Genomic DNA, 21260 nt, shown 5'->3' with positions numbered 1-21260 from the left:
ATCTGGTGAATAGGAGTGAAGGTGAGCGCCGGACCCGCGATTGTCATACGTAAGCGAAGAGCAGATAAAACACCTGACGAAACGCAGGTGAAGTCCGATGTTTTAACCGCGATGCAGATCATTTTTAAACACCTATTAAAATGTCCAGAGTCCGCGACGGTGGAAATTTCTCAAGGCGAGCAGACAACTGTTTTTGAAGTCGATCTTCAGCAAAACGATTTTGGCCGCCTGCTCGGGGCCCGCGGGCAGACAATCAATGCCCTGCGCATCTTAGTCAGTGGCATGTGCGCGGCGAAGGGTTTTAGGGCGATCGTGAAGGTTAAAGACGAGGAAAGATTTTTTTAACAAATCTCATCAGCTGTCGGTTTTAAGAACCACGCCCTCTCCGGGAATGGTCTGCAGGCATCCGGAAAAATCTTTAAGCTTCTGTTTTAGATTATAGACCTGGGTTGGCAGATTTCCCGCTGAAACGCTGGTCTTCGGCCACAATAGGGATGTCAACTCTTCCACAGGAACCACCTGATTTTTTCTTCGAGCCAACTCTAAAAGCAGTTGATATTCTTTTTTGAATAGCTTGAGTTCGGTATCTTTGATGAAAACCCGTTTGCTTTCGGTATTCACTGATAAATTCCCTAAGCGCAGGATTTGCGGGACACTTCTTAAGATGTGGACTATTTTTAAAGCCCGGCGGACTTCCAGTTCTAGGGTGTCGGCATCATCAGACAGATTTATGACATTTATAATTTTATCTAAAAAATCAGCTCTAATATTTTTTCCGAGAGGTAAAATAGCGAGTATGGGAAAAATGGGCAGAAAGTATTCTTTTGAAAAGCCGTTTAAAAATTCTAAGAAATCTTTTTCGCTAGTGTAAGGGACCAAGGTTAAATGAAAAGTATCGTAGGCATTGAAAGAAAAATGGTCTTTGACGATCGGGATGATGGGGTATCCTGCAACTGAATGCACTAATGAGTTTGTAGCCGAACCGTCTGCTTCGACCAAATATATTTTTTCCGATTTTGATTCCGCAGGAGAACTAAACTTTGGCACCGAAACATTCCTTCAAGAAAATTTAATTCCTTAAAGAAATATTAACAGCGGATCATAAAAAGGAACGTCATGAATCACTCATCAAGCGAAGATCCGTTGAGCGCCGATCGATTTTTCGTCAACACTCGCATGCGGGGACGTATATGGCACCCAATGTATTGGCTTCACGAGACGAGTGTTCTCTTAAGAAAATGCCTAACAACTTACAGGCGACCTCACTCTTGGGTCCATCAAACGTCAAGGCATCCAGCAGGCTCATAATCACAATATGAAGTCTGGAAAGGGAAGCGCTCTGGGACCACATATCATAGTCCACCCAAACTCTTTTTTTAAAACGATATCTTTCAAGACCGTTGGGACGTCCATTAAAAACCACGATCAACTTTTTGGTATCGGCTCTTGAAATCTGCGGGGCTAATGCCATCGCTTCGGAGGATTTTTTTAAAGTATTTAACAGGTCATGAAAACTTAAGGACAACTCCAGGTCTTCCACATCGCCTCCGTAGGCCACATGTCCTTCTACGGTCACGCCATAGGTCTGAGCACTGAATCCTAATATTAAAATCAACATCAATAAAAATTTGCTCACTTTTTATTCCTTCGCCGTGTACCGAAGGGGCATCATCGTCACTTGCGATGCGGCCCGCTCACATTCTAATGAAACTGCATAATTTAGGTATTGTTGCCGATTTTCTTCGTCACCGCTGTACAACACATCCAGCAGTGTTTGCGAGTCCTCATCGCAGTCACGCATCAGCGCACCGATCGTCTTTAGCCTCAGTTCTTCTTCGGGAAACCAAGGTTGAAGAAGATTGAGCAAAAGGACGGTATTAGAATAATCGCGGTCTTTAATGCCCAGGCCGGGCAACATCTCATGAAGAACCAAGCCAACCTTTTGCTGGTTGCTCATGGAACGCCATCGTTGCAAAGAAACTTCGATTCGGTGAACTCCATTTTCGTCGGTATAATTAAGTGCATCGACGATCCGTCGTGTGTCAGGGCGTCCAGGTATTGGCAAGAACACCAGGGGAGATGCCGTGACTTCGTAACTGGCGAGTACCGAGGCAAATTTAGTTTTGAAATTTTCAAAGGGAAGGGACTTAGAATCGGCGCGCTCTACGGCTTGGGCCAAGTTATCTGCAATATATTTAAAATGCTCCACCACGGCGTAAGAACGGTCCCCCCATTCTGGGGCCTGCGCGAAAGCTCCTTGTCCCGTCAGCAAAATTAAAAAGAAAAATCCGGCCCTCACTTTATTTTTCATTAATCCCTCTTAAGTAAAGAAAAGGCAGAAAGGCTTAAGCAATACACATCGTCTGATTCGCTCTGTAATCGCGCGCTTTCCTCGTTAATCTCCATAAGGACTTTGCGTAATTTTTCCCGCACATAATCAATTCTTGAAGATTCAAACGAACATATGAGGGAGTACTGGCATCTTTCTTCCATCGGGATGTCATCCACGGCGTGATAAGCGCGCATCAAAATATCTTTTTGCATGGTTTGCGCGACACCGATGTCCGTCGGAGGGATTGAAAAGGCCGAGGTCTCACCTTTCAAGACATGAAACTCTCCATGGCGGTCCACTTCTAAAAATTTAAATTTTTTTAAACGCTCGACGGCTTCAGAAACCTCATTTGTCGAGAGGCCCAGATACTCTGATAAAAACTGGAGGGAATGATCGAAGATAGGAAGTTTAATGCACTCGAGGATGGCAAAGTGCACGACGTTGGTGACAAGTTTATATTCGTCGTGCTGCAGGGGAGTGAAATGAGCACTGGCAAAAGTTTCGTAACCGCGACGTAAATCTTCGTGGAAAAGACACTTTTGCACCCAACGTCGCGTTTCGCGTTCTTCATAGCCCAAACGCTCGCAAATAAGTTCGATCACTCTGCGGGTGAGAGGCGCTTTGCCAGATAAGACTTTACTTAAGATGGAAGCGGACAACCCTGTATCCCGAGCAAAAGCGCGCAGAGAGTACCTGTGGTTCTGTTCTTTCTTTCGTATCAGCGCGTCTTTAAGCTCTTGAAGAAAAGGATTCTGCATGGACCGGATTTTTACCCGCTCAATTCACATAAAACAAGAGAACTTAACAAATAGATCTCCAACAGTGTGTCCGGAGGATTCAATAGCGAGACACAAAAACAACGCGGTTTTCGGTTTTCAAGTTTAGGATATCAATATTCTATTTTTTAAAAGCCGCTTTGATTCGGCAGCAAGAAAGTCCGCCTCTTCTTTGTCGCAGTTTGTCTGGCTGACGACGAAAATCTTGTGCCTCCCAAGTTTTGGATCTACGGATTCAGGCGTAATCTCAAGAAGCTCGTCCGTTCTTTGGGCAACTCCGGTTGGAAGAACCGACGCGATAGCGCCACTTATCGTGGCAGCCCGAAGCGTTTCAAAACTTTCACTTAACACCGTTGGCTTTGCGGCATCAATTTTTCTCATGAATTTTTGGTAGTAACGGGGAAGTCCGTCCTTGCCCGGGGCTAGTGATCCCAGGCCGAATTGCGCGACCGCCTTCCATCCATGCTGTGCAATCGGATGGTGCTTTGAAACATAAACGCCTAAACGATCCTCGCAAATCGGGACGCTATAGAATTTCTCCAGTCCATCGACCTCGGTAACCAGCGCTGAGCAAAGTTCGCCCTTTCGGACCATCGTGAGGAGCTGATCTGTGCGACTGATTCTCAAGCCCAGTTTCAATTGCGGCATGCGCTCCCGCAAGCGGTGAATAAGGCTAGGAAGAATTTCGACTGCGATACTTTCATACGTGCCAAAATTAAGCCATGTCATTTGGGGAATGGGCTGACTACCTAAATCGCTTAAGCGTTCGAACACCTCAAAGGCTGGCCTTACCACTTCCAATATTGTCAGCGCATCTTGAGTGGGCTGGATCGAGCCGCGGTCTCTGATTATTAAAGATTTACCCACGTTCTTTTCAAGTGCCGTGAGCGACTGTGAAATAGCTGATGGTGAGACTTTGGCTCTCGCCGCCGCCCCTTTCAGGCTTCCTGATTGTATAATCAAATCTAAGATCCAAAGCTTTTTTATCTGGTCGACGTTAAGATCATTTTTCATACCTTCAACTAGCACGGGCCCTACTCTTGCGCAACAAACTAAAGTTTCCATCGCGTAAGCATGAACGCCTTTAGGACAGTTTTCCAGTCAAGGCTCTCTTATCCAACGGTTAAGCTTACATAATTTAGAAAATCTTAACGGATAAGTAAGCATATTTAATGAAGACGAAGGCTTTCAGCAAGAATATCTTCGAGCCATAAACAACTTGCGTATTTAAGCGCAAAAAGGAGGATGGAATGAATCGACTTGGAATTTTGATTTTAGGGGTTTGTCTAAGCAATGGGGCCTATGCGGCTCCGGCCTGCGATCAGGACTGGCTGGAAAACTGTCCTATCTCCGATGAAAACTATGTCGGCTCGTTCATGCCCGTCGGGGCAAAACGCACGACCGGTGATTTATCCATCGACCAGAAGATGGGAAAAATTAATCTAAAATTCGCGAGAAATTTTGAAACTCAACACGGACCTGACCTTCGCGTAGTTCTGCGGGATTCTAGCGGAGTGACACCGATGATTGTAGTTGAAACTTTAAAAGCATTTAAGGGAGAGCAAGAGTACATGCTTCCTGTATCGGCTGAGGAGCTTACGAAATTCGACCAGGTGGTTATTTACTGCGCTCAATTCCACGTCGATTTCGGTATTGCTAAAATCAAATGATCGCAAAAAAGTTTAGAAGTAAATAAATACTGATCCGAAGTCGTTAGATGGAGCCATTATGGGCCCAAGCTAGTCGGCACGCCGCTTGCTAGGGCTTCAACGGATCATTTTTTCAGGAGACCAGTATGAAATTTCTTTTAATGTCAGTGCTTTTTGTAACCGCTTCGCTCACGGGCTTCACGGCATTCGCTCAGAATCAGTGTATTTCAGTTTGCCGCAATGACAGCGGTGACCGAATGAATGACCGCGCCTGCCAGGTTGCGGGTGAACTTGCAGGCGCCCAAGGCTGCAGTCGGTATTATTCACTGGGTTGCAATTGGATTCAAAGCACGGCGATTCAGCATCCAGGTCGCTGTGTGAATGAAGGCGGAAATGCTTCCTTTGATAATGTCTGCAATATCGCAGGCACCATCGGGGCACACCGCTGTCTGAAGTATCAAAGCCTAGGTTGCACTTGGTATCCCGGCGAGGTGACATGCCAATAGCCCCTCAGCAAGCGTGATTTTGCGGTGCAGGGCAAGGCAAGGATTGGATTTCCGTCCAGTTGTTATCTGGAGGTTTGTATTCGCACTCCTTGAATTTTATCATTAAGAAATGAAAAACTTTATCGTCGCAGCTGTCCTAGGTTACAGCTTGTTCTCTTGCCTTCCTTCTTTGGCGGGTTCGGTGGCCTGTGATTTCGATCCAGCAAATGAACTTAGTTATTCTGGGCCTGCGTCACAATCGATACGCAAAGCCGTAAAAGAAATCGCAAATTGCGATGCTGTCGTTGATAGCAGGGATGGGCATAAACAGTGGCGTGATTCGTTCCTAGAAAAATGCTCATCGTTATGTTCTGAGAGATTGGGACATAAATCTAAAAGCGATGTTGATTGTCGATTCTCTTGTGGAGCTGCCGCGATGAAGAGCGCCGAATTATCCCGTGCTTACTTCCGTGGCTTGGATGATGGCAAGAATTCGTGTGTCACGAAGGCTTCAGGTGTTAAGTCATCGGGCGCAGTTAATTAAAACATTCCCTTATTGATCGCAGAGTAGGGAGCCGTTGATGGATTTCTCCTGGACTATCTTGATTTATTAAAAGAATCTCCTCGTATGAAAAAATTGATACCGTTTCTCATCGTCATTGCTGGTTGCGCCTCTATCCCAAAAGCTTCTGATTTTGAAATGCAAGCTGCCGAATACCTACGACAATACAAAGATGCCTGTATCAAAGAAGACGGAGTCACGTGGAAGCACAGTCTTTGTGTGCCGATGGTTATTGTTGACCCGAACAATCTAAAAGCCGTATCGACGGAGCCCGATCCAGAAGGTCGTTTTGAAAAGTTCTCGAATGTCTATCGGGGAACTTATAGTGGCGGGCCCCATTATGCGAACACCTCCGTAAAATGGGGCGGTCGCAACTGGTCGATGGTTGTTTGGCCCTTACCCGAAGATCAGATTCGAAGAACAGGCTTAATGTTCCATGAGGCCTTCCATTCGATTCAAGAAGATGTTGGATTTCCAATGAACAACGCCCTTAACACCCATCTCGATCAAGAAGAAGCCCGTATATTGCTTCGCCTCGAATGGAATGCTCTTTTGAAAGCTCTTGAGGATTCTGCCCATCGTAGGGATCATGTTGGCGTCGCCCTACAAATGCGAAAACTTCGCTTCAAGAAGTATCCAGAAGCAGAGAAGAATGAAGAATCCATGGAGATGAGTGAAGGTGTCGCTGAATACACGGGCATGAAACTTTGCGGTTCGACACCAGAGCAAACTGTCGAAGCGCTACGCAAAAAGATTGAGGCCGTTCCTGAAATTTCCAGCCTTACTCGTTCTTCAGCCTATTATTCGGGGCCGCTTTACGGACTTTTATTAGACACGAAGGGGCCACAATGGAAATTCATGGCACTCAAGATGAGAAGTTTCGGAAAAATCACGGAACAGGTTTTTAAAATAGAACCAGGCCCGGTTTCGATTGCAGTTTTAAAAAACTACGGCCGCGTAGAAATCGTTAAGTTTGAAACTCAGAGAGCGCAGGAAACTAAAGATAAAATCGCCAGATATCTATCACAGATCGAAAAGCCAGGAAAATTGGAAATTGTTTTGAATAGTCCGCAAGCAGTGTTTAATCCGTATGGCATTTTGTCGATTGATGCGAACACCGTCATCTATGAGACTTACGAAGTTAGAGACGAATGGGGCTCTTTGATAGTTAAAGAGGGAACTCTCTTTAAGTTTCACGACAATCGAGCGTCCATCGCTGTCAGCCCTCCGTCTGCTTTTAGCGAAAATGCCGCTCAGGGCATTGGTTGGGAGCTCAAACTCGCTCCCGGTTGGAAGTTGATCAAAGGAACGTCGAATTTTACGGTGAAGAGGCTCTGACTTAAGCTCAACAGAAAAAGCTAAAAAATCTTCGAAAAAATTATTTGAAGGGAAGATTTACGTTCTTACCGACTTCATGGTTTTTAGGGCGCTGTATAGTCAACAAAGCTTACCGGGGCTGACGGCTACCTGTTCCAAATGGATTCAGTTTTTGAAAACGCAGCTTGCTGATTGGAGTTGGGCGGGTTAACAATCAAGTGATATACTTGGAGGCATCATGAAGAAAACTGTACTAACTGCACTCAGCTTGTTTCTAACGTCCATTTGCATAGCTCACGCAGATGCTTCTGCTCCGATCGATTACAACTCTTTACAAGGAAAACAAATCAAAATCTTGAGTATTGTTGAAGCAAACAAACTTTTCGAAGAGAAACAATCACCGCCTGCAGATGAGCAGCTTGTTTTGGCAGATGGCAAAATACAGGCACTAAAAGTGGCTGAAGCTAGTGGGACAGCGGTTATTTGCTCTTTCACGGGCATCAAGGTCTATCAAAATGGTTATTTCCCGTTTTCTGCCGAGAGTAGGCTCGAAGTCGTAAAAGTAGACGCCGCATCTATGCCCTCCCTCAAGTTGCTCCAACTCAATTTTACTGTTCACCATGACAATTTTCATGTTGGTAGAGAGCATCAGGATCGACAGTTTAATTGCTTTAACCAAGTTGGAACTATTTTTAGCAGAGAATCACTTGATATAGCTTTCGGCAATATTCTTACTATCGAACAATAGCACTTGGTTTCTTATCGCATCCTAACGAAGCGGTGGATCGCTAACAGGTTTGTCCGCGTTTCGATCTTCAGTTTCTTCATCTTTCAGATCAGGAAGGCTCAAGTGGGCTGATCCCGCGGTGCTCCGGAAGGATTCCTTCGGTGACCGGAGACTGAATTATAAGGGAAAGTTATTAGATGGCTGAAGTTAATCCGCGAACTCTATTCCTAGAAATACTTTCGAACGACTTTCACCCCATTCTTAAGCGTCTTGGCTTTGAGGGGAAGGGGCAAAAATATAAAAGAATAAAGGAAGAAGTCGTTGAGTTTCTAGAGATTGAGGGTTCGAAATGGGACGGCGTGTGCTACGTCGAAATGGGGATATTTCCCCTTATGTTTCTCGATACGCCCTGGGAGGACAAGAAAATCTCGGACGCTAAAAAGATCACCTTTGCTGATTGCCCGATTCATTTCAGATTAAAAAGTAAATCAGGATCAGATAGCTGGAGCTATGGGAAAGGTGATGATAGCCAGGCCAAAGAATCCGTAAAGCGTCTTGTCCAAGCATACTCTGAGAACGGTGAGCCTATATTCCAACGCGCGGATAGTCTCTCGAAGTTAAGCAATTGCTATTTTGAAACAGCTATCAATGCATACAGCAAGATAGAAGACTTCGGAATTTTCAATACCAATATACCTCCGCTCATGGCACAGGTTCATTTTCACTTAGGCAATCTAGATCTTGCGGTGAAGTTCCTGCGAGGCGGGATCGAGTATTTTCAAAAAGAGCCAAACGCTTGGCGATTTAAAGAGTCGATCGACAAGTTGCAGTCGGCGATTTCTGAAATTGAAAAGATTAGGCAGATGTGATTCTAATTTGAGTTCGCCCAATGATAGAGCGTCTTAATATTCATCTCTGACACATTTGGAAAAATGGTGATTCCGGTACGACTCGAACGTACGACCCTCTCCTTAGAAGGGAGATGCTCTATCCAGCTGAGCTACGGAACCACGTGCGGCAAAATGAATTGCAGCTTTAGATAAAATATCTAAGGAGGCACAAACTAGCAAATCCAAAGAGATTTGCCTAGGTCGGGGGACTTGAAAAGGCTTAATTTATGCAACGTGTCGTTTCTGAAGAGAAGCGCAAAGAGCAACTCCGCCCAAGATCACGTACCACATTGTGAGAATCCATAGTAGTAAAAGGGGAATCGCCGCGAAAGATCCATAGATCTTATTGTAGTTAAAGAAGTTTACCACCAGCACCGCATAGACCTTGTGCACCCCATAGACCACGACCGAAGCAATCAGGGCGCTGATAAAAGCTGCGCTTTTTCTCACGTAAACGTCGGGCACAAACTTATAAATGACGAACAAAGACCCCACTAAAACCAAAGAGTTCGAAGCCGAAGCCGGAATCACGCGATGAACAAACTTAAATTGTTCCAAAGTCGAAAAGCCGACATAGATCGCTAAAAATACCGGGATCCCTAAAATGATGGCCCATTGATAGATGAGGCGTTTGTAAAAAGGTCGGGTGTTTTTTAAATTCCACACGCGATGAATGCCGACCTCCATATCATGCAAAAGACGCAAAGAGGTCAGAAAAAGTAAGATGGCTCCCCAGGAACCCATTTTGCCGGCACTGATGTTTTTTAAAAAAATACGCATGAACTTCGTCACGTCGGTGGAACCGGCGGCTTCACGCAAGTTGCGCAGTAAAAACGCTTCGACCTTGGGATAAAGAATTTCTAAACCACCAATCGATTGAAAGGTCGCTAGCACCACGGCGATAAAGGGGACCAAGGCAATCGCCGTTGAAAAAGCCAATGACGCGGCCACAAGTTGTAGTTCGCCATCGCGCATTTGTTGAAGAGTGTCTTTTAAGACGGTGGTGATTTTTTTAAGCATGGTCCTTAAATGAAAGCAAGCGGTGCAAATTCTTTTTTTTCTGAGGTTGATTTTCTTGGGCAATCTTTTGGGTCAGATAATCTTTTATAAGGGCAGAGTCGTACTTTAATCCATTGTCCGTATGCCATTGCCAAAATGCGATGCAGTCAGAAATGTCGCTTTCGGTGGCTCTTTCTGATTTCATTTTGATGTAGAGCTCCAGAGAGGGGCGGTATAGATTTCCTTTTGTTCCTTTGATGAAAAGAACCAAAGATGCTTGCCACTGAGGAATTTGTCGCAGAAAGAAGTCGGCAGAAGGATTGATGGCTTCAATACTTAAATTACTTTTTTGTGCTAGCTTCATCAAGCTGATGCGTCGCTCGTTGGTAAGTTCCCCGATCGGACAAAGATCAATATCTGCAGTCGCTCTTGAGTTTGGAATTAGCACGGCCATCAAGGCCCCGCCGACTAAGACCCAATCGCCTTCAATGTCGTTTGTGACCGCCTCTAAAAATTTCTGGTATTGCTCTTGCGATATCATGCGACTTTCGAAAGAGCCGCTAAGGCAATGCGGCGAAGTTTAATGATTTTCGGATCTGCTTCTTCAATCATACGGTTTAAATTTTGAAGAATTTCTTTATCCGTTTTTTCTAAGTAGCTGGGGTAGTGATCTCTGAAAGCCATGTAGACTGAAAGGTAAGCTTGTTGCGTTCGCAGATCGGTCGTTTTTTCTGCCAGAACCATAATTTTTTCTAGAAACTCTTGCAGATTGTCGCAAGAGTCTAAATCCTTTGCGGAGACTTCAGTTAAAGGAACTATCTGGCCGAACTTCATATCCTAATAATCTCTTAAAATTGGAAAAAAATCACCAGGAGTCCTTGTTGGCGGCCCCACTTTGGCCCAGGACACTTACAGCCAAAACCTTTTCGTCACAGCGAAATCATGGCCGTTGCGTTCAATGAGCGCGGCATCGCAATAAGGATCATGCTCAAAGAAAAGATACCAAGAGTGATCCGCGGCTTCGCTAAGGTTTTTTTCTTTTTCTTCCATCAGTGTCAGCGGGTGCAAATCATACCCCATCAGCCATGGGATTTTCACGTGCGTGCTGGTCGGAACCATGTCGCCACAATAAAGCAGCGTGGTCTGGCCGTCGCTGACCTTGATCACTTGCTGATTCAAAGTGTGACCGTTTGAAATGATTGCGGAAATGCCGGGTAAGAAATTTTCTTGTTCCCCGTGCATGATGTTTAAAACCCCTTTTTCTAAAAGAGGTTGAAAGTTCGCCGGGTAATAACTCGCTCGCTCGCGCAAGTTGGGCTTACGAGCGGTCTCTAAATTTCCTTTTTGCACCCAGTACTGAGCGTGAGGAAAGGTCGGGACCAGTTGTCCGCCGACTTCTGTGGTCGCACCACCCGCATGATCAAAATGCAGGTGAGTCAGCACCACGTGATTGATGTCTTCAAATTTCAAGCCGTGAGCTTTTAAAGATTTTTCCAGCGAAGGTCCGTTTTGATCAATACCGTACATCTCGGCAAACTTGGTTCCTAATTTTTCGCCATACTTTGCCACGAAATCTTGGCCATTGCCGGTATCAATCAAGATATTGCAGCCGGGAGATTTTAGTAACAAAGCCCGCGCTTCCATTTCGATGCGATTTTTTTCGTCCGTAGGATTGGTTTTTTCCCAAAGAACCTTGGGAACAGTGCCGAACATCGCGCCCCCGTCTAAGCCAAATTGTCCTGTGGGAATCGGGCAGATTTCATAGGGGCCGATTTTTAAAGTTCTTTTTTCGACTTCAAATTTGCTCTTGGTCATCTTTCTTACCTTCCTCCGGCACAGCGGTCGTTTCATCAACGGCAAAGGCGTCTGGATTGATGGTTAAAACCCAGCTTTTATAGGCAGTATACACCTGATGGATGGGGCCCGGTGGATGAACCGGACCAACGTGCAAAGTCAGCTTTCCTGGTAATGGAATCGGCTGACCTTTGGGCCAAAGCTCGGTGTTGCCTTCTAGGTACGTAAATAACAACGGTGTTTTTGTGCGTTCAGAAAAAATAGAAACGCCGCGCTTAAACTCGTGAATCTTTCCGTCTTTAGAACGTGTGCCCTCAGGAAAAATAATCAACCACATGCGTGGCAAATCGGTTAACAGTTTCAAAATTAAATTAATGGCTTCACCCTTGCGATCTTTACGATCAATGGGAATGGCGCCTAAGCAATGCTGCGAAAAAAATGTGAAGAGCCAATTGGAAAAGAAATAGTCTTTGGCCGCGGCGATATATAGATTCAACCAAAAACGGCGGGGGATGGAGGCTGCGATGGAAACCGCATCTAAGTGACTGGCGTGATTGCTGATAATGATAAGCTTGGGTTGAGTTTTATAGAGCTCACTAAAAGGAGTGCCCTTAACTTTCAAACGAATATAAAACTTAAAAGCCAGATTTTTCAAAAAAATGGACCAGATAAAGCGCCAAAAGATACTGAACATATCTATGTTGCGCGTAAAAAGCGGCAGATGTTTTAAGTAAGTCGGCAGTTGCGTCCACTGCTCGTTATCGTACTTCCAATCCTTCATAATAGAACCGTCATCACATAATAATAAATAGGCGCTACGAAAATCAATCTATCCACACGATGAAGAAAGTCACCGCGACCCAAGATGAAAGGCCCCACGGTTTTCATGCCCGCATCCCGGCGCACGGCCGTCATGACGAGATCTCCTAAGAAGCCGCCCAGAGCTGCCACCAGGCCTGATGCCAGCCAGTATTTTTCAGATCCATCGGGCAGTAAAAATCTCATCGAGCCCGCCAAGAAAAGCGTTAACGCCATCGAAGCTGCGGTACTGCCCACGGTACGGCGGGGATTGATACCAGGGAACAATTTCCATCCGCCGATGTAACGACTTAAAGCCAAGTTCGTGTTGTCACAGAACTCAGTCAGGATAATTAAGTACATGACTTGGAAAACCCCATTGGGGAATTTTAAGATCAAGCCTAAGTGCATGAAAGACCAGCCTAAGAAAATAAACGCGAGCAGGGTCAAGGAGATGTACTGAATCATGCGCTTATAGTTATTGCGTGCCAGCGGTACTAAGCAGCTGATACCTAAAACCATCATCGGCATGAAATTGTAAATATCTAAGCGATCAAGCCATGTGCAAACACCCAGGCCGATGATCCCCGCATAACAAATCAAAACAAAGTAACTGCGATGAAACATGCCCATGATCTGAAAGAAGATCTTGGCCCCCAGGATGGCTAAAGCGGTCAAGGCCACCAACGGCCAAGGCTCAGGTAAACCCATCACGATAAACATCAATGGCGCGGCAAAAAGCCAGCTTTTAATACTCGCCCAAGATTGGACGAAGTAATAATTCTTCTTTCTGAAAAAAAAGACGATAGCGCCGGAAACAAAGATGATCGAAAGAACAATCAAGACTGTTTGGCGGTAAATCGGACTTTCCCAAGCGGTGGGGATGGCAATACGTAGTGGAAGTGAAAGATTAGAAAAATCCATTTACGAAGGTTCCTCTTCAATTTTGTAGTCTTTGATTTTCTTATACAGATTCGAGCGCGAGATTTGCAAAATCTTTGCTGCCGTTTCGATGTCTTTGGTTTGTTTTAAGCAGGTGCGAATCACGTGGGCTTCAAACTCTTCAACCAAAGTGTTAAAACCCTTGTTAAAATCAATAGCCGTGTAAGAAGGTACGCCTTCACTAAAAACCGCCGTCGGGCGTAACCAGTTTAAAACATCTTCGGCACGGATAAAAGGCAATGGCGAGGTCAAACTTAACTGTTCACACACACGCTTTAACTCACGCACATTTCCGGGCCAGTTGTATTTTTTCATCGCGGCTAAGCCATCATCGGCGATCGTTTTGTTGCGACGAGGACGTTCGGCCGCGAGGAAGTGTTTTGCCAGCTCATCAATATCATCCAAGCGCTGACGTAAAGGCGGCAGCTCTACGCGTTGAGAATTTAAACGATACAACAAGTCTTCACGGAATTCTCCGTTTGCAACCATTTTGTCTAGCGGCTTGTTTGTCGCGGCGATCACGCGGGTTTTGACGGTCGTGCTTTCTTTTGCACCCACGCGACGAACTTCCCCCGTTTCAAGGAAGCGTAAAAGTTTTGCTTGCTGAGTTAATGGCAGGGCTTCGATTTCATCTAAGAAAAGATCGCCGCCATTGGCCGCTTCGGTCAGGCCGACCTTGTTTTGTTCCGCCCCCGTGAACGCTCCTTTGACGTGACCAAACATCTCGGATTCGAAAAGATTGTCGGGGATGCTGGCTAAGTTCACCGCGATAAAAGGTCTTTCGCCTTCTTGTTGGTTTAAAATCCTTGCAATCACTTCTTTACCGCAACCGGTTTCACCTTCCAGCAAAACAGGGCTCGTTTCCCCGCGCAAATCAGCAATGCGTTTTTTGATTTTTTGGGACGCTTCCGAAGTTCCGACCCAGCGGATCTCGCCGCGGTCCGCACTAGGGTCGACATTGCGTAAATCCCAAAGGGCTTCGATTTTTTCTAAAATTAAAAGGATTTCTTCGGGCATTAAAGGTTTAGCTAAAAATCTTTGTGCTCCGGCTTTAAGGCAGGTCTCCATCAACTCGCGGCTTAAGTCGCCCGACATCGCCACGACCTCAAGTTGATTGTTGTGTTTGGTGAGTTTTTCAATCACCGCGGGGCCATCCGCTTTATTGGCGCCCGGTGATAAATGCATGTCCACGAAAGCCGCGTGATAAAACCGCGTGTATTGGATCGCTTCAAGCTTGGTCGCGGAAAAAACTTTCCAGTGCGATGGAAGTGCCAGTTTCAAGGATTGATGCACCAGGGGGTCATCGTCGACGATTAATAGAGAAAATACTCGAGTGCTTGTCATAGTCTTAAGTCTGACTGTTAGAGTTTGGTTTGGCCATACTTGGTGCGCATCGTCAGTCGAGGTTCTAGTTAACCCCAAGCCCATTTTTAGATTACAATTTAATGCGATGGAGGCCTGATGAGCGCACTTAGAATTTTACTTGCAGAAAACATTCACTCTGTGGCGAAAGAGGCTTTGATCTCTGAGGGTTTTAAGGTCGATGCGATCTCTCACGCGCCCAGTGAAGATGAGCTTTTAAAATTGCTTCCGCAGTATGATGTTCTGGGCATTCGCTCTAAGACTGAAATCACGGCCAAAGTGCTCAAAGCCAATCCTCATTTGCTCACCATTGGCTGTTTTTGTATTGGTACAAACCAAGTGGATCTTCTGACTGCGCGTGAACAAGGTGTGCCTGTTTTTAATGCTCCTCATTCGAACACTCGTTCTGTCGCCGAGCTTGTGATTGCGGAAATGATTTCGTTATCCCGTCAATTGGGGGACCGCAATACCAAAGCGCATGTCGGGGAGTGGGTAAAATCCGCTGAAGGCTCTAAGGAAGTTCGTGGGAAAACTTTGGGAATTGTCGGTTACGGTCATATCGGATCACAGGTGAGTGTTTTGGCCGAAGCGATGGGATTAAAAGTTGTTTTTTTTGATGTGATCAAAAAGCTGCCTTTAGGGAATGCCGTTGTAAAGACTTCTTTGCATGAATTGCTGGAGGTTTCGGATTTTGTGACATTACATGTCCCTGAAACCAGCGAAACTATGAATATGATTGGTGAGCCTGAGTTCCGTAAAATGAAAAAGGGTGCTCACCTTATCAACGCCAGCCGCGGGACGGTGGTGAATATTGAGGCCTTGGTGACGGCGATTAAAGAAAAACAAATCGGGGGATGCGCAATTGACGTCTTCCCAGAAGAACCGGCTTCGAATAAAGAAAAATTTAAAACTCCACTGCAAGGTTTGCCTAACGTCATTCTGACTCCGCATATTGGCGGCAGTACTGAAGAGGCTCAATTAAATATTGGTATCGAGGTGGCGGAAAGCTTTCGTCGCTACTTAAAAATCGGTTCTTCATCGGGCGCGGTGAATTTCCCGAACGTGGATCTGCCAGTGAAGCAGGGAACTTCGCGGATTTTAAATGTGCATAAAAATGAACCGGGCGTGTTAGGGGAAATCAATGGTTTGATTTCTAAAGCCGGTGCTAATATCGAAGGGCAGTACCTTTCAACCGACGAGAAAATCGGTTACCTGGTGATGGACCTGCATTCGGCCCAAGCCCAAAGCTTGGCCGATGCGATTGGTGAATTAAATCGATCTATTCGCACGCGAGTGGTTTATTGAATATATTGAGAGTTCAAGAATCTTTGAATTGTCCGCAGAAGAAACCCTGGACTTCAGTGCTAAACAATTAAATGTTGTAAATCTATTTTAAGTTTGTATGGAGAACTGTCGAACTGCTTAAGGAACCTGTTACCAAGATCAGGAGAATCTTGCAGTGAAGCAGTTAAACTTAAAAATTAAATTAGTCGGCCTATGTTTGGGATTGATCGCCGTAACCGGAGTGGTCAGTGCCGTTGCCATTAAATCCAATCGCGGTGTCGGCGATGAATACGAATTTCTTATTTCTAAGACCTTTCCGAAGGCCACCCATATCAATAAAATTTATGAAACCTTTTTATCCATTCGTATGAATGTACGTAATTTAGGCTTGCCGGGGATTTCAGAAAAGGACGCGAAGATTTCTGAAAAAGCCGTCTGGGATGGGTTGGCCGAAGTGAAAAACATCCGAAAAAAATATGAGGCTCTAGGGTTTTCGGAGGGGCAGAAAGAACTTTATGAGGTCCAGCTTGCCACATGGAAGGAATTTGAAGGTATCGGGGGTAAGGTGATGTCCCTTTATGAAGAGGGCACGCCGGAAGCGAAAGCAAAAATGATCGAGATTTTCTTCTCTTCTTGCCCAGAAACTGCAGGACGATTTGCCGCGGCGACGAAGGCGTTGTTAGCTTTTCATGAAAAAGAGGTGGACGAAAAAAATGCGGCCGCGCAGTCGATCTCGCACTTCGGTTTGGAAATCATTTTGACAGTCGGAGCCGTGGGAAGTTTATTGGGGATCTTGGTAGGATTATTTTTCTCCACATCTTTATCTAAGTCATTAAATCGAGTGATTCAGTCAATATCCACGGCGGCGGGTGACACGCAAAGCGGGGCGAATATGCTTTCGTTGTCAAGTCAGCAGCTTTCTTCAACCTCCACTCAGGCGGCGGCTTCTTTAGAAGAGACGGTGGCGTCTTTAGAAGAACTCACCAGCATGGTGAAACTCAATACCAACTCTGCCAAAGAAGCAAAAGCGCTTTCGCAGAAGTCGTGCGAGACGGCCGAACAGGGGGAAGTGTCTATTACGAACTTGATTTCTTCAATGTCAGAATTGGCGGCGGGCTCTAAAAAAATCGAAGAGATTATCAACGTCATCGATGACATCGCTTTCCAAACGAATCTGCTGGCGTTAAATGCGGCGGTGGAGGCGGCACGGGCCGGTGAACAGGGAAAAGGTTTTTCCGTGGTGGCCGAGGCCGTCCGGACGTTGGCGATGCGCAGTTCGGTCGCGGCTAAAGATATCTCGGGCCTGATCAAAGACAACGTTGAAAAGCTGCACAAAGGGGCGAACATCGCGACAGGCAGTGGCGATGCTCTTCGGGAAATTCTTTCCTCGGTGAAGAAAGTGGCGGCTTTGAATACTGATATTGCTGACGGCAGCGATGAACAGTTCCGCGGATTAGAGCAGATTTCTAAAGCGATGAACCTATTGGACCAAGCCTCCCAGGGCAATGCCAGTTCTTCGCATGAGGTGGCGGAGTCTTCCAAAAAGATGGAAGGTCAAGGCGAAGTTCTTACGGGATTGGTGCAAGACTTGCGCGGCATCGTCGAGGGACGTGCCGCTTAAAGAACTCATATACGAGTGGTGGTTTAAGGTTTGCAGATCAAGAAGGCATGCGCCTTCTTGACTCTCTTTTGCTTTATAATGATTCTGTTGCATGTACTAAATGGCCAAGTGACCACCAAATTACGCGCCTGATGAAAAAGCGTCTCAAAATAAGACACTTCTTGATTTTCGTTTTTGTGATTTTGAGTGGTTCGTGGGCCTCGGCGATGTGTCTTCCGGTCACCGCAGTGGTTCAGTTACAAAAGCAGTTTCATTTTCGTCCAGAATTAGACTTAGAGCAGTTGTGCTCGCCTGAATCTGTCGATTACAAATTAGCCTCTACATTGTTATTTTTAAAGTACACGAAACTTCCAGCCACCACGAATCCATTAGATCAGAATGTGCTTCCCGAAAACATTTGGTCTTACATAAGTTCGGCAGTAAAAACCATTGTGAAAGTCGCAAAATGTGAACCTGAACAATTGGCTTACGTGAAGGAAGAAAGCCCTGGCGCCATCCATCTTTGTCCGGATTATTTCAACACCGCGATACATTCATCCATAGAAAGGGCGGCCACTCTCATTCATGAGGTCCGGCATCTCGATGAAAATGCTCATTATTATCCTCATGTCACTTGTGCACAGGGCAGAAATAAAGCATCCAAAGGTGCTTGTGATGGATCTAGAGAAGAAGCCGGTGGCTATGCGGTTGAAATGGAGGCCCTGGCACGTTTTGCGGCCTTGCCAGAGGGAATAATTTCTAAATTGGAAAGAAGCCAAGCCAAGTCAGCAGCCCTGGTTTTAGCGAATGAAAAATTCAATAAGCCTCTATTTTCGCACGAACTGCGCGGTCTTTATCTCGTTGATCAGCATGATCAGGGGTTTGTTTTAGATCCTAGTTCTTGGAAGCTTTATCCGGTACGGAAAGTGGATCATCGGCAAGAAAACTTAGTGAGTCGTTTAACCACTCTTAGCGCTTTTCCCTTGTCGGAAGGGGACTCTTATAGCGTGGACGTTTTATCAAGCTCATTTCAAAAAAGGATCAGTCTTGGATCTTACGCCGCAAGTTTTAATTCACTGCCGCAAAGCCAGAAGCCTCGGGTCTTGAGAATTTTTAATGACGGTCTGTTGGCTGGCTTTGTCATCACCGAGCATGAGATAATCAGTTATGCCGGAACTTCTTTTGAGCAAAGAACGGCCCTGCCATTTAAAGTAATTCAGACTTTTGATTTTATGGAGGCGGGGCAAGGAACAGACGCCGCCATTTTTCTTCTGGATGAGCATCAGAATTTATACAAAGTCAGTACCATTTATGGTCGGGTCGTGGACGTAAAGACTATTGATAACGTTCTTAAAGACTTTAAAACGATTGTTTACGTCAATGGTCAGCGTTTAGCTTTGGGAAAAAACGGAGAGCTTTTAATTCAGCGGCACGGCATTTGGCACCAACACGAAGCTTTTTTAAAAACTCGCTTCCGGTTGATGAGCAGGCCTTTTTATTGGGCTTCGTTTCTTTTTGAACCGCGCCAAACAAGCCAGAATTCTAAATAACTTTTCCTGGGTTCATAATATTGTCTGGATCAAAAACTTTTTTAATCCCGCGCATAAAGCCGATCTCGGCTTCGGAGCGTGTATAATTTAAGAATGATTTTTTAGTCAGTCCCACGCCGTGTTCCGCCGAAATGGATCCTTGATTTTTCTTAACGGCATCAAAAACCATGACGTCCACTTTGCGGCATTCTTTGACGAATTCTTCTTTGCTCATTCCTGGGGGACGTAAGATATTGATGTGCAAATTGCCATCGCCGATATGCCCGAACCATACCACCTCCCAGGTGGGATAGGCGCTGGCCAAAATCTTATCAAGATCGGCCATAAAGTTTGGCACTTTTGAAATCGTCACCGCAATATCGTTTTTGTATGGAGAGTATTTCGCTAACGACTCAGAAATGTCTTCGCGATAGCGCCAGAATGTGGCGGCCTGCACTTCCGACTGCGAGATCACTCCATCTGTGACCCAAGATTCTTCAAGGCATTTTTCAAAAACGCCCAAGGCATGTTCTTCATCTTGTTCATTGCGAGTTTCAACTTCCGCTAAAACATAAAATGGACTTTGCGTTTCTAATGGAGCCGCTAATCCTGTATTTTCTAAAACTTTTGCTAAAGCTTTGTCCGAAAACATTTCAAATGCGACGAGCGAAGTTTTAGTTTTAAATTCGGCAAAGATCTTCATCACGGAATCTAAACCGGGGACTGCCATCACTAACACTTTCATTGGCGGAGGTGCTGGGGCCAATTTGATTGTCGCTTCCACGATAAAGCCCAAGGTACCTTCGGCACCAATAAATAAATGGCGCAGATCATAGCCTGTGGCATTCTTTACCAAACCGTTATTCAGCTCCAAAAGCTCGCCTGTGCCAGTCACAACTTTTAAGCCAATCACCCAGTCACGAGTTAAACCATAACGAACGACCTTGATACCGCCGGCATTGGTGGAAATATTTCCACCCATTTGCGATGAACCCGTCGCGGCAAAATCCACAGGATAAAAGAGACCTTGTTTGTGCGCAAATTCTTGCAAGGCTTCAGTGACCACGCCGGGTTCAATCACCACGGATTGATCCACCGGGCTGAAATCTTTGATTTTATTCATTTGATCAAAAGAAACGACGACTTCACCTTGAGTGGCGACCGCGGAGCCGGAAAGGCCGGTGCGGCCCCCTGAAGGGACTAATGCGATTTTATTTTTGCGGGCCCATTTTACAGTTTTAACAACGTCATCCGCGGTGCGCGGAAAAAGAATGGCGGAAGCTTTGATATCAAAATAAGTGGTCCAATCTTTACCCCAGTACTTCAAGCTCTCTTCGTCGGTTTTGATTTGGTCTTTGGCTAAAAAATCAATTTCCGAAAAGGCCTGCGGTAACATGGACCCTCCTATTCTTCGTCGGGGACACTGCGGTGATAATCTCTTAATGTTCTGATTCTAAAGAAGGCGTAGGCCGGACACAAGCCCCAAGCAGAGGTGACCAGACCGTAGAGACCGATGTACGCCCAAAACGGACCACCCGCGATGGCGTATGCCGTCAGCAAAACGCCAAAAACAAAGCGGAGGATGCGGTCCCACAGGGCAACATTACATCTCATGTTATTTTAAAAGCTCTTGCAGTTCACCAGATTGGTACATTTCCATCATGATGTCAGAACCACCGACCAGTTGTTGGTTGATGTAAAGTTGTGGAATAGTGGGCCAGTTGCCGAACTCTTTGATGCCGGAACGAATTTCTTCGTCTTCAAGCACGTTCACATCGTGAAATTGCACACCGATGTCCTGCAAGATGGCGCAAGCACGCGCAGAAAAACCACACATCGGGAACTGTTGTGTTCCTTTCATAAAAAGAACAACTTTGTTTTGATCCAAAATACCCTTGATTTTGTCGTGAGTCGTAGACATGAGATACCTCTTTAATTAATTATTTAATTTTAGTCTTAATTGAGAGCGCATGAACCTCTCCCGTTTTTAATTCTGGACCAAAGCAGGCCATCACATGCTGATGTTGCTGAATGCGAGACAGGCCAGCAAACACCGGGCTTTCCACGAAAACTTCATAGTGATCCTGAGTTCCGGTTAAGTCGTAAACCTCGACTTTGCAATCGGGGTAATTCTGTTCTAAGCGCTCTTTCATTTGTACTGGTGTCATAGGAGGGGGAAAGTAACAAAAACCCTCCCTTAAGTCATCTTGAATG

General features: G+C 45.6%; 26 protein-coding genes and 1 tRNA gene. 10 read left to right on the top strand and 17 right to left on the bottom strand.

Translation table 11 applies throughout. The annotated features are described in order from the left end of the window. The first annotated feature begins 21 nt into the window (after window positions 1-21). Window positions 22-345 (top strand): KH domain-containing protein, encoded by a 324-nt coding sequence (locus tag AZI86_RS01705; protein ID WP_061833357.1) that lies wholly within the window; start codon window positions 22-24, stop codon window positions 343-345. Between the two features lie 9 nt (window positions 346-354). On the opposite strand, the gene AZI86_RS01700 is transcribed toward AZI86_RS01705, so the two are convergent. From AZI86_RS01700 to AZI86_RS01680, 5 genes are all read right to left on the bottom strand, one after another. Continuing rightward, window positions 355-963 carry a winged helix-turn-helix domain-containing protein gene (locus AZI86_RS01700; protein WP_157684600.1) on the bottom strand — a complete coding sequence of 203 codons (609 nt, stop codon included), beginning with the start codon at window positions 961-963 and terminating at the stop codon, window positions 355-357. Between the two features lie 202 nt (window positions 964-1165). Beyond that, window positions 1166-1636, bottom strand: coding sequence for a hypothetical protein (locus AZI86_RS01695; RefSeq protein WP_061833355.1), 471 nt, complete (start codon window positions 1634-1636; stop codon window positions 1166-1168). A gap of 3 nt (window positions 1637-1639) precedes the next feature. Beyond that, window positions 1640-2311, bottom strand: a complete 672-nt coding sequence (locus AZI86_RS01690; RefSeq protein ID WP_061833354.1) for a hypothetical protein — start codon at window positions 2309-2311, stop codon at window positions 1640-1642. Further along, window positions 2311-3090 carry a TIGR02147 family protein gene (locus tag AZI86_RS01685; protein WP_061833353.1) on the bottom strand — a complete coding sequence of 260 codons (780 nt, stop codon included), beginning with the start codon at window positions 3088-3090 and terminating at the stop codon, window positions 2311-2313. The genes AZI86_RS01690 and AZI86_RS01685 overlap by 1 nt, the downstream gene beginning before the upstream one ends. Before the next feature lie 123 nt (window positions 3091-3213). Next, entirely contained in the window at window positions 3214-4122 is a 909-nt protein-coding gene (locus tag AZI86_RS01680) for a LysR family transcriptional regulator (RefSeq protein WP_172797990.1), read from the bottom strand. Window positions 4123-4358: 236 nt separating this feature from the next. Between AZI86_RS01680 and AZI86_RS01675 the strand changes: the two genes are divergently transcribed. The 6 genes from AZI86_RS01675 to AZI86_RS01650 all read left to right on the top strand — a co-directional run bounded on the left by AZI86_RS01675 (window position 4359) and on the right by AZI86_RS01650 (window position 8717). After that, window positions 4359-4778: a DM13 domain-containing protein gene (locus AZI86_RS01675; protein ID WP_061833351.1), complete on the top strand. Its 420-nt coding sequence runs from the start codon at window positions 4359-4361 to the stop codon at window positions 4776-4778. A gap of 125 nt (window positions 4779-4903) precedes the next feature. Beyond that, window positions 4904-5263, top strand: coding sequence for a hypothetical protein (locus AZI86_RS01670; RefSeq protein WP_061833350.1), 360 nt, complete (start codon window positions 4904-4906; stop codon window positions 5261-5263). A gap of 109 nt (window positions 5264-5372) precedes the next feature. Beyond that, on the top strand, window positions 5373-5786 hold the full coding sequence (locus AZI86_RS01665) for a hypothetical protein (RefSeq protein ID WP_061833349.1): 414 nt from the start codon (window positions 5373-5375) through the stop codon (window positions 5784-5786). 84 nt (window positions 5787-5870) lie between these two features. Then, window positions 5871-7142 carry a hypothetical protein gene (locus AZI86_RS01660; RefSeq protein WP_061833348.1) on the top strand — a complete coding sequence of 424 codons (1272 nt, stop codon included), beginning with the start codon at window positions 5871-5873 and terminating at the stop codon, window positions 7140-7142. Window positions 7143-7359: 217 nt separating this feature from the next. Continuing rightward, complete coding sequence (locus AZI86_RS01655; RefSeq protein ID WP_061833347.1) at window positions 7360-7869, top strand: hypothetical protein; 510 nt, start codon at window positions 7360-7362, stop codon at window positions 7867-7869. 176 nt (window positions 7870-8045) lie between these two features. Then, window positions 8046-8717, top strand: coding sequence for a DUF4304 domain-containing protein (locus tag AZI86_RS01650; RefSeq protein ID WP_061833346.1), 672 nt, complete (start codon window positions 8046-8048; stop codon window positions 8715-8717). Between the two features lie 64 nt (window positions 8718-8781). Here the strand turns inward: AZI86_RS01650 and AZI86_RS01645 are convergent. The 8 genes from AZI86_RS01645 to AZI86_RS01610 all read right to left on the bottom strand — a co-directional run bounded on the left by AZI86_RS01645 (window position 8782) and on the right by AZI86_RS01610 (window position 14615). Then, a tRNA-Arg gene (locus AZI86_RS01645) sits at window positions 8782-8858 on the bottom strand. Between the two features lie 105 nt (window positions 8859-8963). Continuing rightward, window positions 8964-9758 (bottom strand): YihY/virulence factor BrkB family protein, encoded by a 795-nt coding sequence (locus AZI86_RS01640; protein WP_253715573.1) that lies wholly within the window; start codon window positions 9756-9758, stop codon window positions 8964-8966. Then, window positions 9751-10278, bottom strand: a complete 528-nt coding sequence (locus AZI86_RS01635) for a hypothetical protein (RefSeq protein WP_061833345.1) — start codon at window positions 10276-10278, stop codon at window positions 9751-9753. Before AZI86_RS01635 ends, AZI86_RS01640 begins: the two co-directional genes overlap by 8 nt. Beyond that, window positions 10275-10571, bottom strand: a complete 297-nt coding sequence (locus AZI86_RS01630) for a hypothetical protein (protein WP_061833344.1) — start codon at window positions 10569-10571, stop codon at window positions 10275-10277. Before AZI86_RS01630 ends, AZI86_RS01635 begins: the two co-directional genes overlap by 4 nt. A gap of 75 nt (window positions 10572-10646) precedes the next feature. After that, window positions 10647-11552 carry an MBL fold metallo-hydrolase gene (locus AZI86_RS01625; protein ID WP_061833343.1) on the bottom strand — a complete coding sequence of 302 codons (906 nt, stop codon included), beginning with the start codon at window positions 11550-11552 and terminating at the stop codon, window positions 10647-10649. Beyond that, window positions 11533-12312, bottom strand: coding sequence for a lysophospholipid acyltransferase family protein (locus AZI86_RS01620; RefSeq protein ID WP_081111745.1), 780 nt, complete (start codon window positions 12310-12312; stop codon window positions 11533-11535). Before AZI86_RS01620 ends, AZI86_RS01625 begins: the two co-directional genes overlap by 20 nt. Further along, a complete protein-coding gene (locus tag AZI86_RS01615; RefSeq protein WP_061833342.1) occupies window positions 12309-13253 on the bottom strand; it encodes a phosphatidate cytidylyltransferase in 945 nt (314 codons plus the stop codon). The genes AZI86_RS01620 and AZI86_RS01615 overlap by 4 nt, the downstream gene beginning before the upstream one ends. After that, entirely contained in the window at window positions 13254-14615 is a 1362-nt protein-coding gene (locus AZI86_RS01610; protein WP_061833341.1) for a sigma-54-dependent transcriptional regulator, read from the bottom strand. 117 nt (window positions 14616-14732) lie between these two features. On the opposite strand from AZI86_RS01610, the gene serA reads away from it, so the two are divergent. The 3 genes from serA (at window position 14733) to AZI86_RS01595 (ending at window position 19067) form a co-directional block, all read left to right on the top strand. Next, window positions 14733-15938, top strand: coding sequence for a phosphoglycerate dehydrogenase (gene serA, locus AZI86_RS01605; RefSeq protein WP_061833340.1), 1206 nt, complete (start codon window positions 14733-14735; stop codon window positions 15936-15938). A gap of 154 nt (window positions 15939-16092) precedes the next feature. Beyond that, window positions 16093-17538, top strand: coding sequence for a methyl-accepting chemotaxis protein (locus tag AZI86_RS01600; protein ID WP_061833339.1), 1446 nt, complete (start codon window positions 16093-16095; stop codon window positions 17536-17538). Window positions 17539-17669: 131 nt separating this feature from the next. Continuing rightward, the gene (locus AZI86_RS01595; RefSeq protein ID WP_157684599.1) at window positions 17670-19067 is read left to right on the top strand and encodes a M35 family metallo-endopeptidase; all 1398 of its coding nucleotides are present in this window, start codon (window positions 17670-17672) and stop codon (window positions 19065-19067) included. Here AZI86_RS01595 and AZI86_RS01590 read toward each other — a convergent pair. Genes AZI86_RS01590 through AZI86_RS01575 form a run of 4 tightly spaced genes read right to left on the bottom strand, consistent with a single transcriptional unit; the run spans window position 19060 to window position 21214 of the window. Then, the gene (locus AZI86_RS01590; RefSeq protein ID WP_061833337.1) at window positions 19060-20442 is read right to left on the bottom strand and encodes an FAD-binding oxidoreductase; all 1383 of its coding nucleotides are present in this window, start codon (window positions 20440-20442) and stop codon (window positions 19060-19062) included. The genes AZI86_RS01595 and AZI86_RS01590 overlap by 8 nt on opposite strands. A gap of 8 nt (window positions 20443-20450) precedes the next feature. Next, a complete protein-coding gene (locus AZI86_RS01585) occupies window positions 20451-20660 on the bottom strand; it encodes a YgaP family membrane protein (protein ID WP_061833336.1) in 210 nt (69 codons plus the stop codon). A gap of 1 nt (window position 20661) precedes the next feature. After that, a complete protein-coding gene (gene grxD / locus AZI86_RS01580) occupies window positions 20662-20967 on the bottom strand; it encodes a Grx4 family monothiol glutaredoxin (RefSeq protein WP_061833335.1) in 306 nt (101 codons plus the stop codon). Between the two features lie 19 nt (window positions 20968-20986). After that, on the bottom strand, window positions 20987-21214 hold the full coding sequence (locus AZI86_RS01575; protein WP_061835012.1) for a BolA/IbaG family iron-sulfur metabolism protein: 228 nt from the start codon (window positions 21212-21214) through the stop codon (window positions 20987-20989). Window positions 21215-21260: the final 46 nt, after the last annotated feature.

Source organism: Bdellovibrio bacteriovorus, from assembly GCF_001592735.1.
In the GTDB taxonomy this organism is placed as follows: Bacteria; Bdellovibrionota; Bdellovibrionia; order Bdellovibrionales; family Bdellovibrionaceae; genus Bdellovibrio; species Bdellovibrio bacteriovorus_D.
The sequence above is the reverse complement of the archived record's forward strand: the minus strand, read 5'-3'. Positions and strand labels throughout refer to the sequence as shown.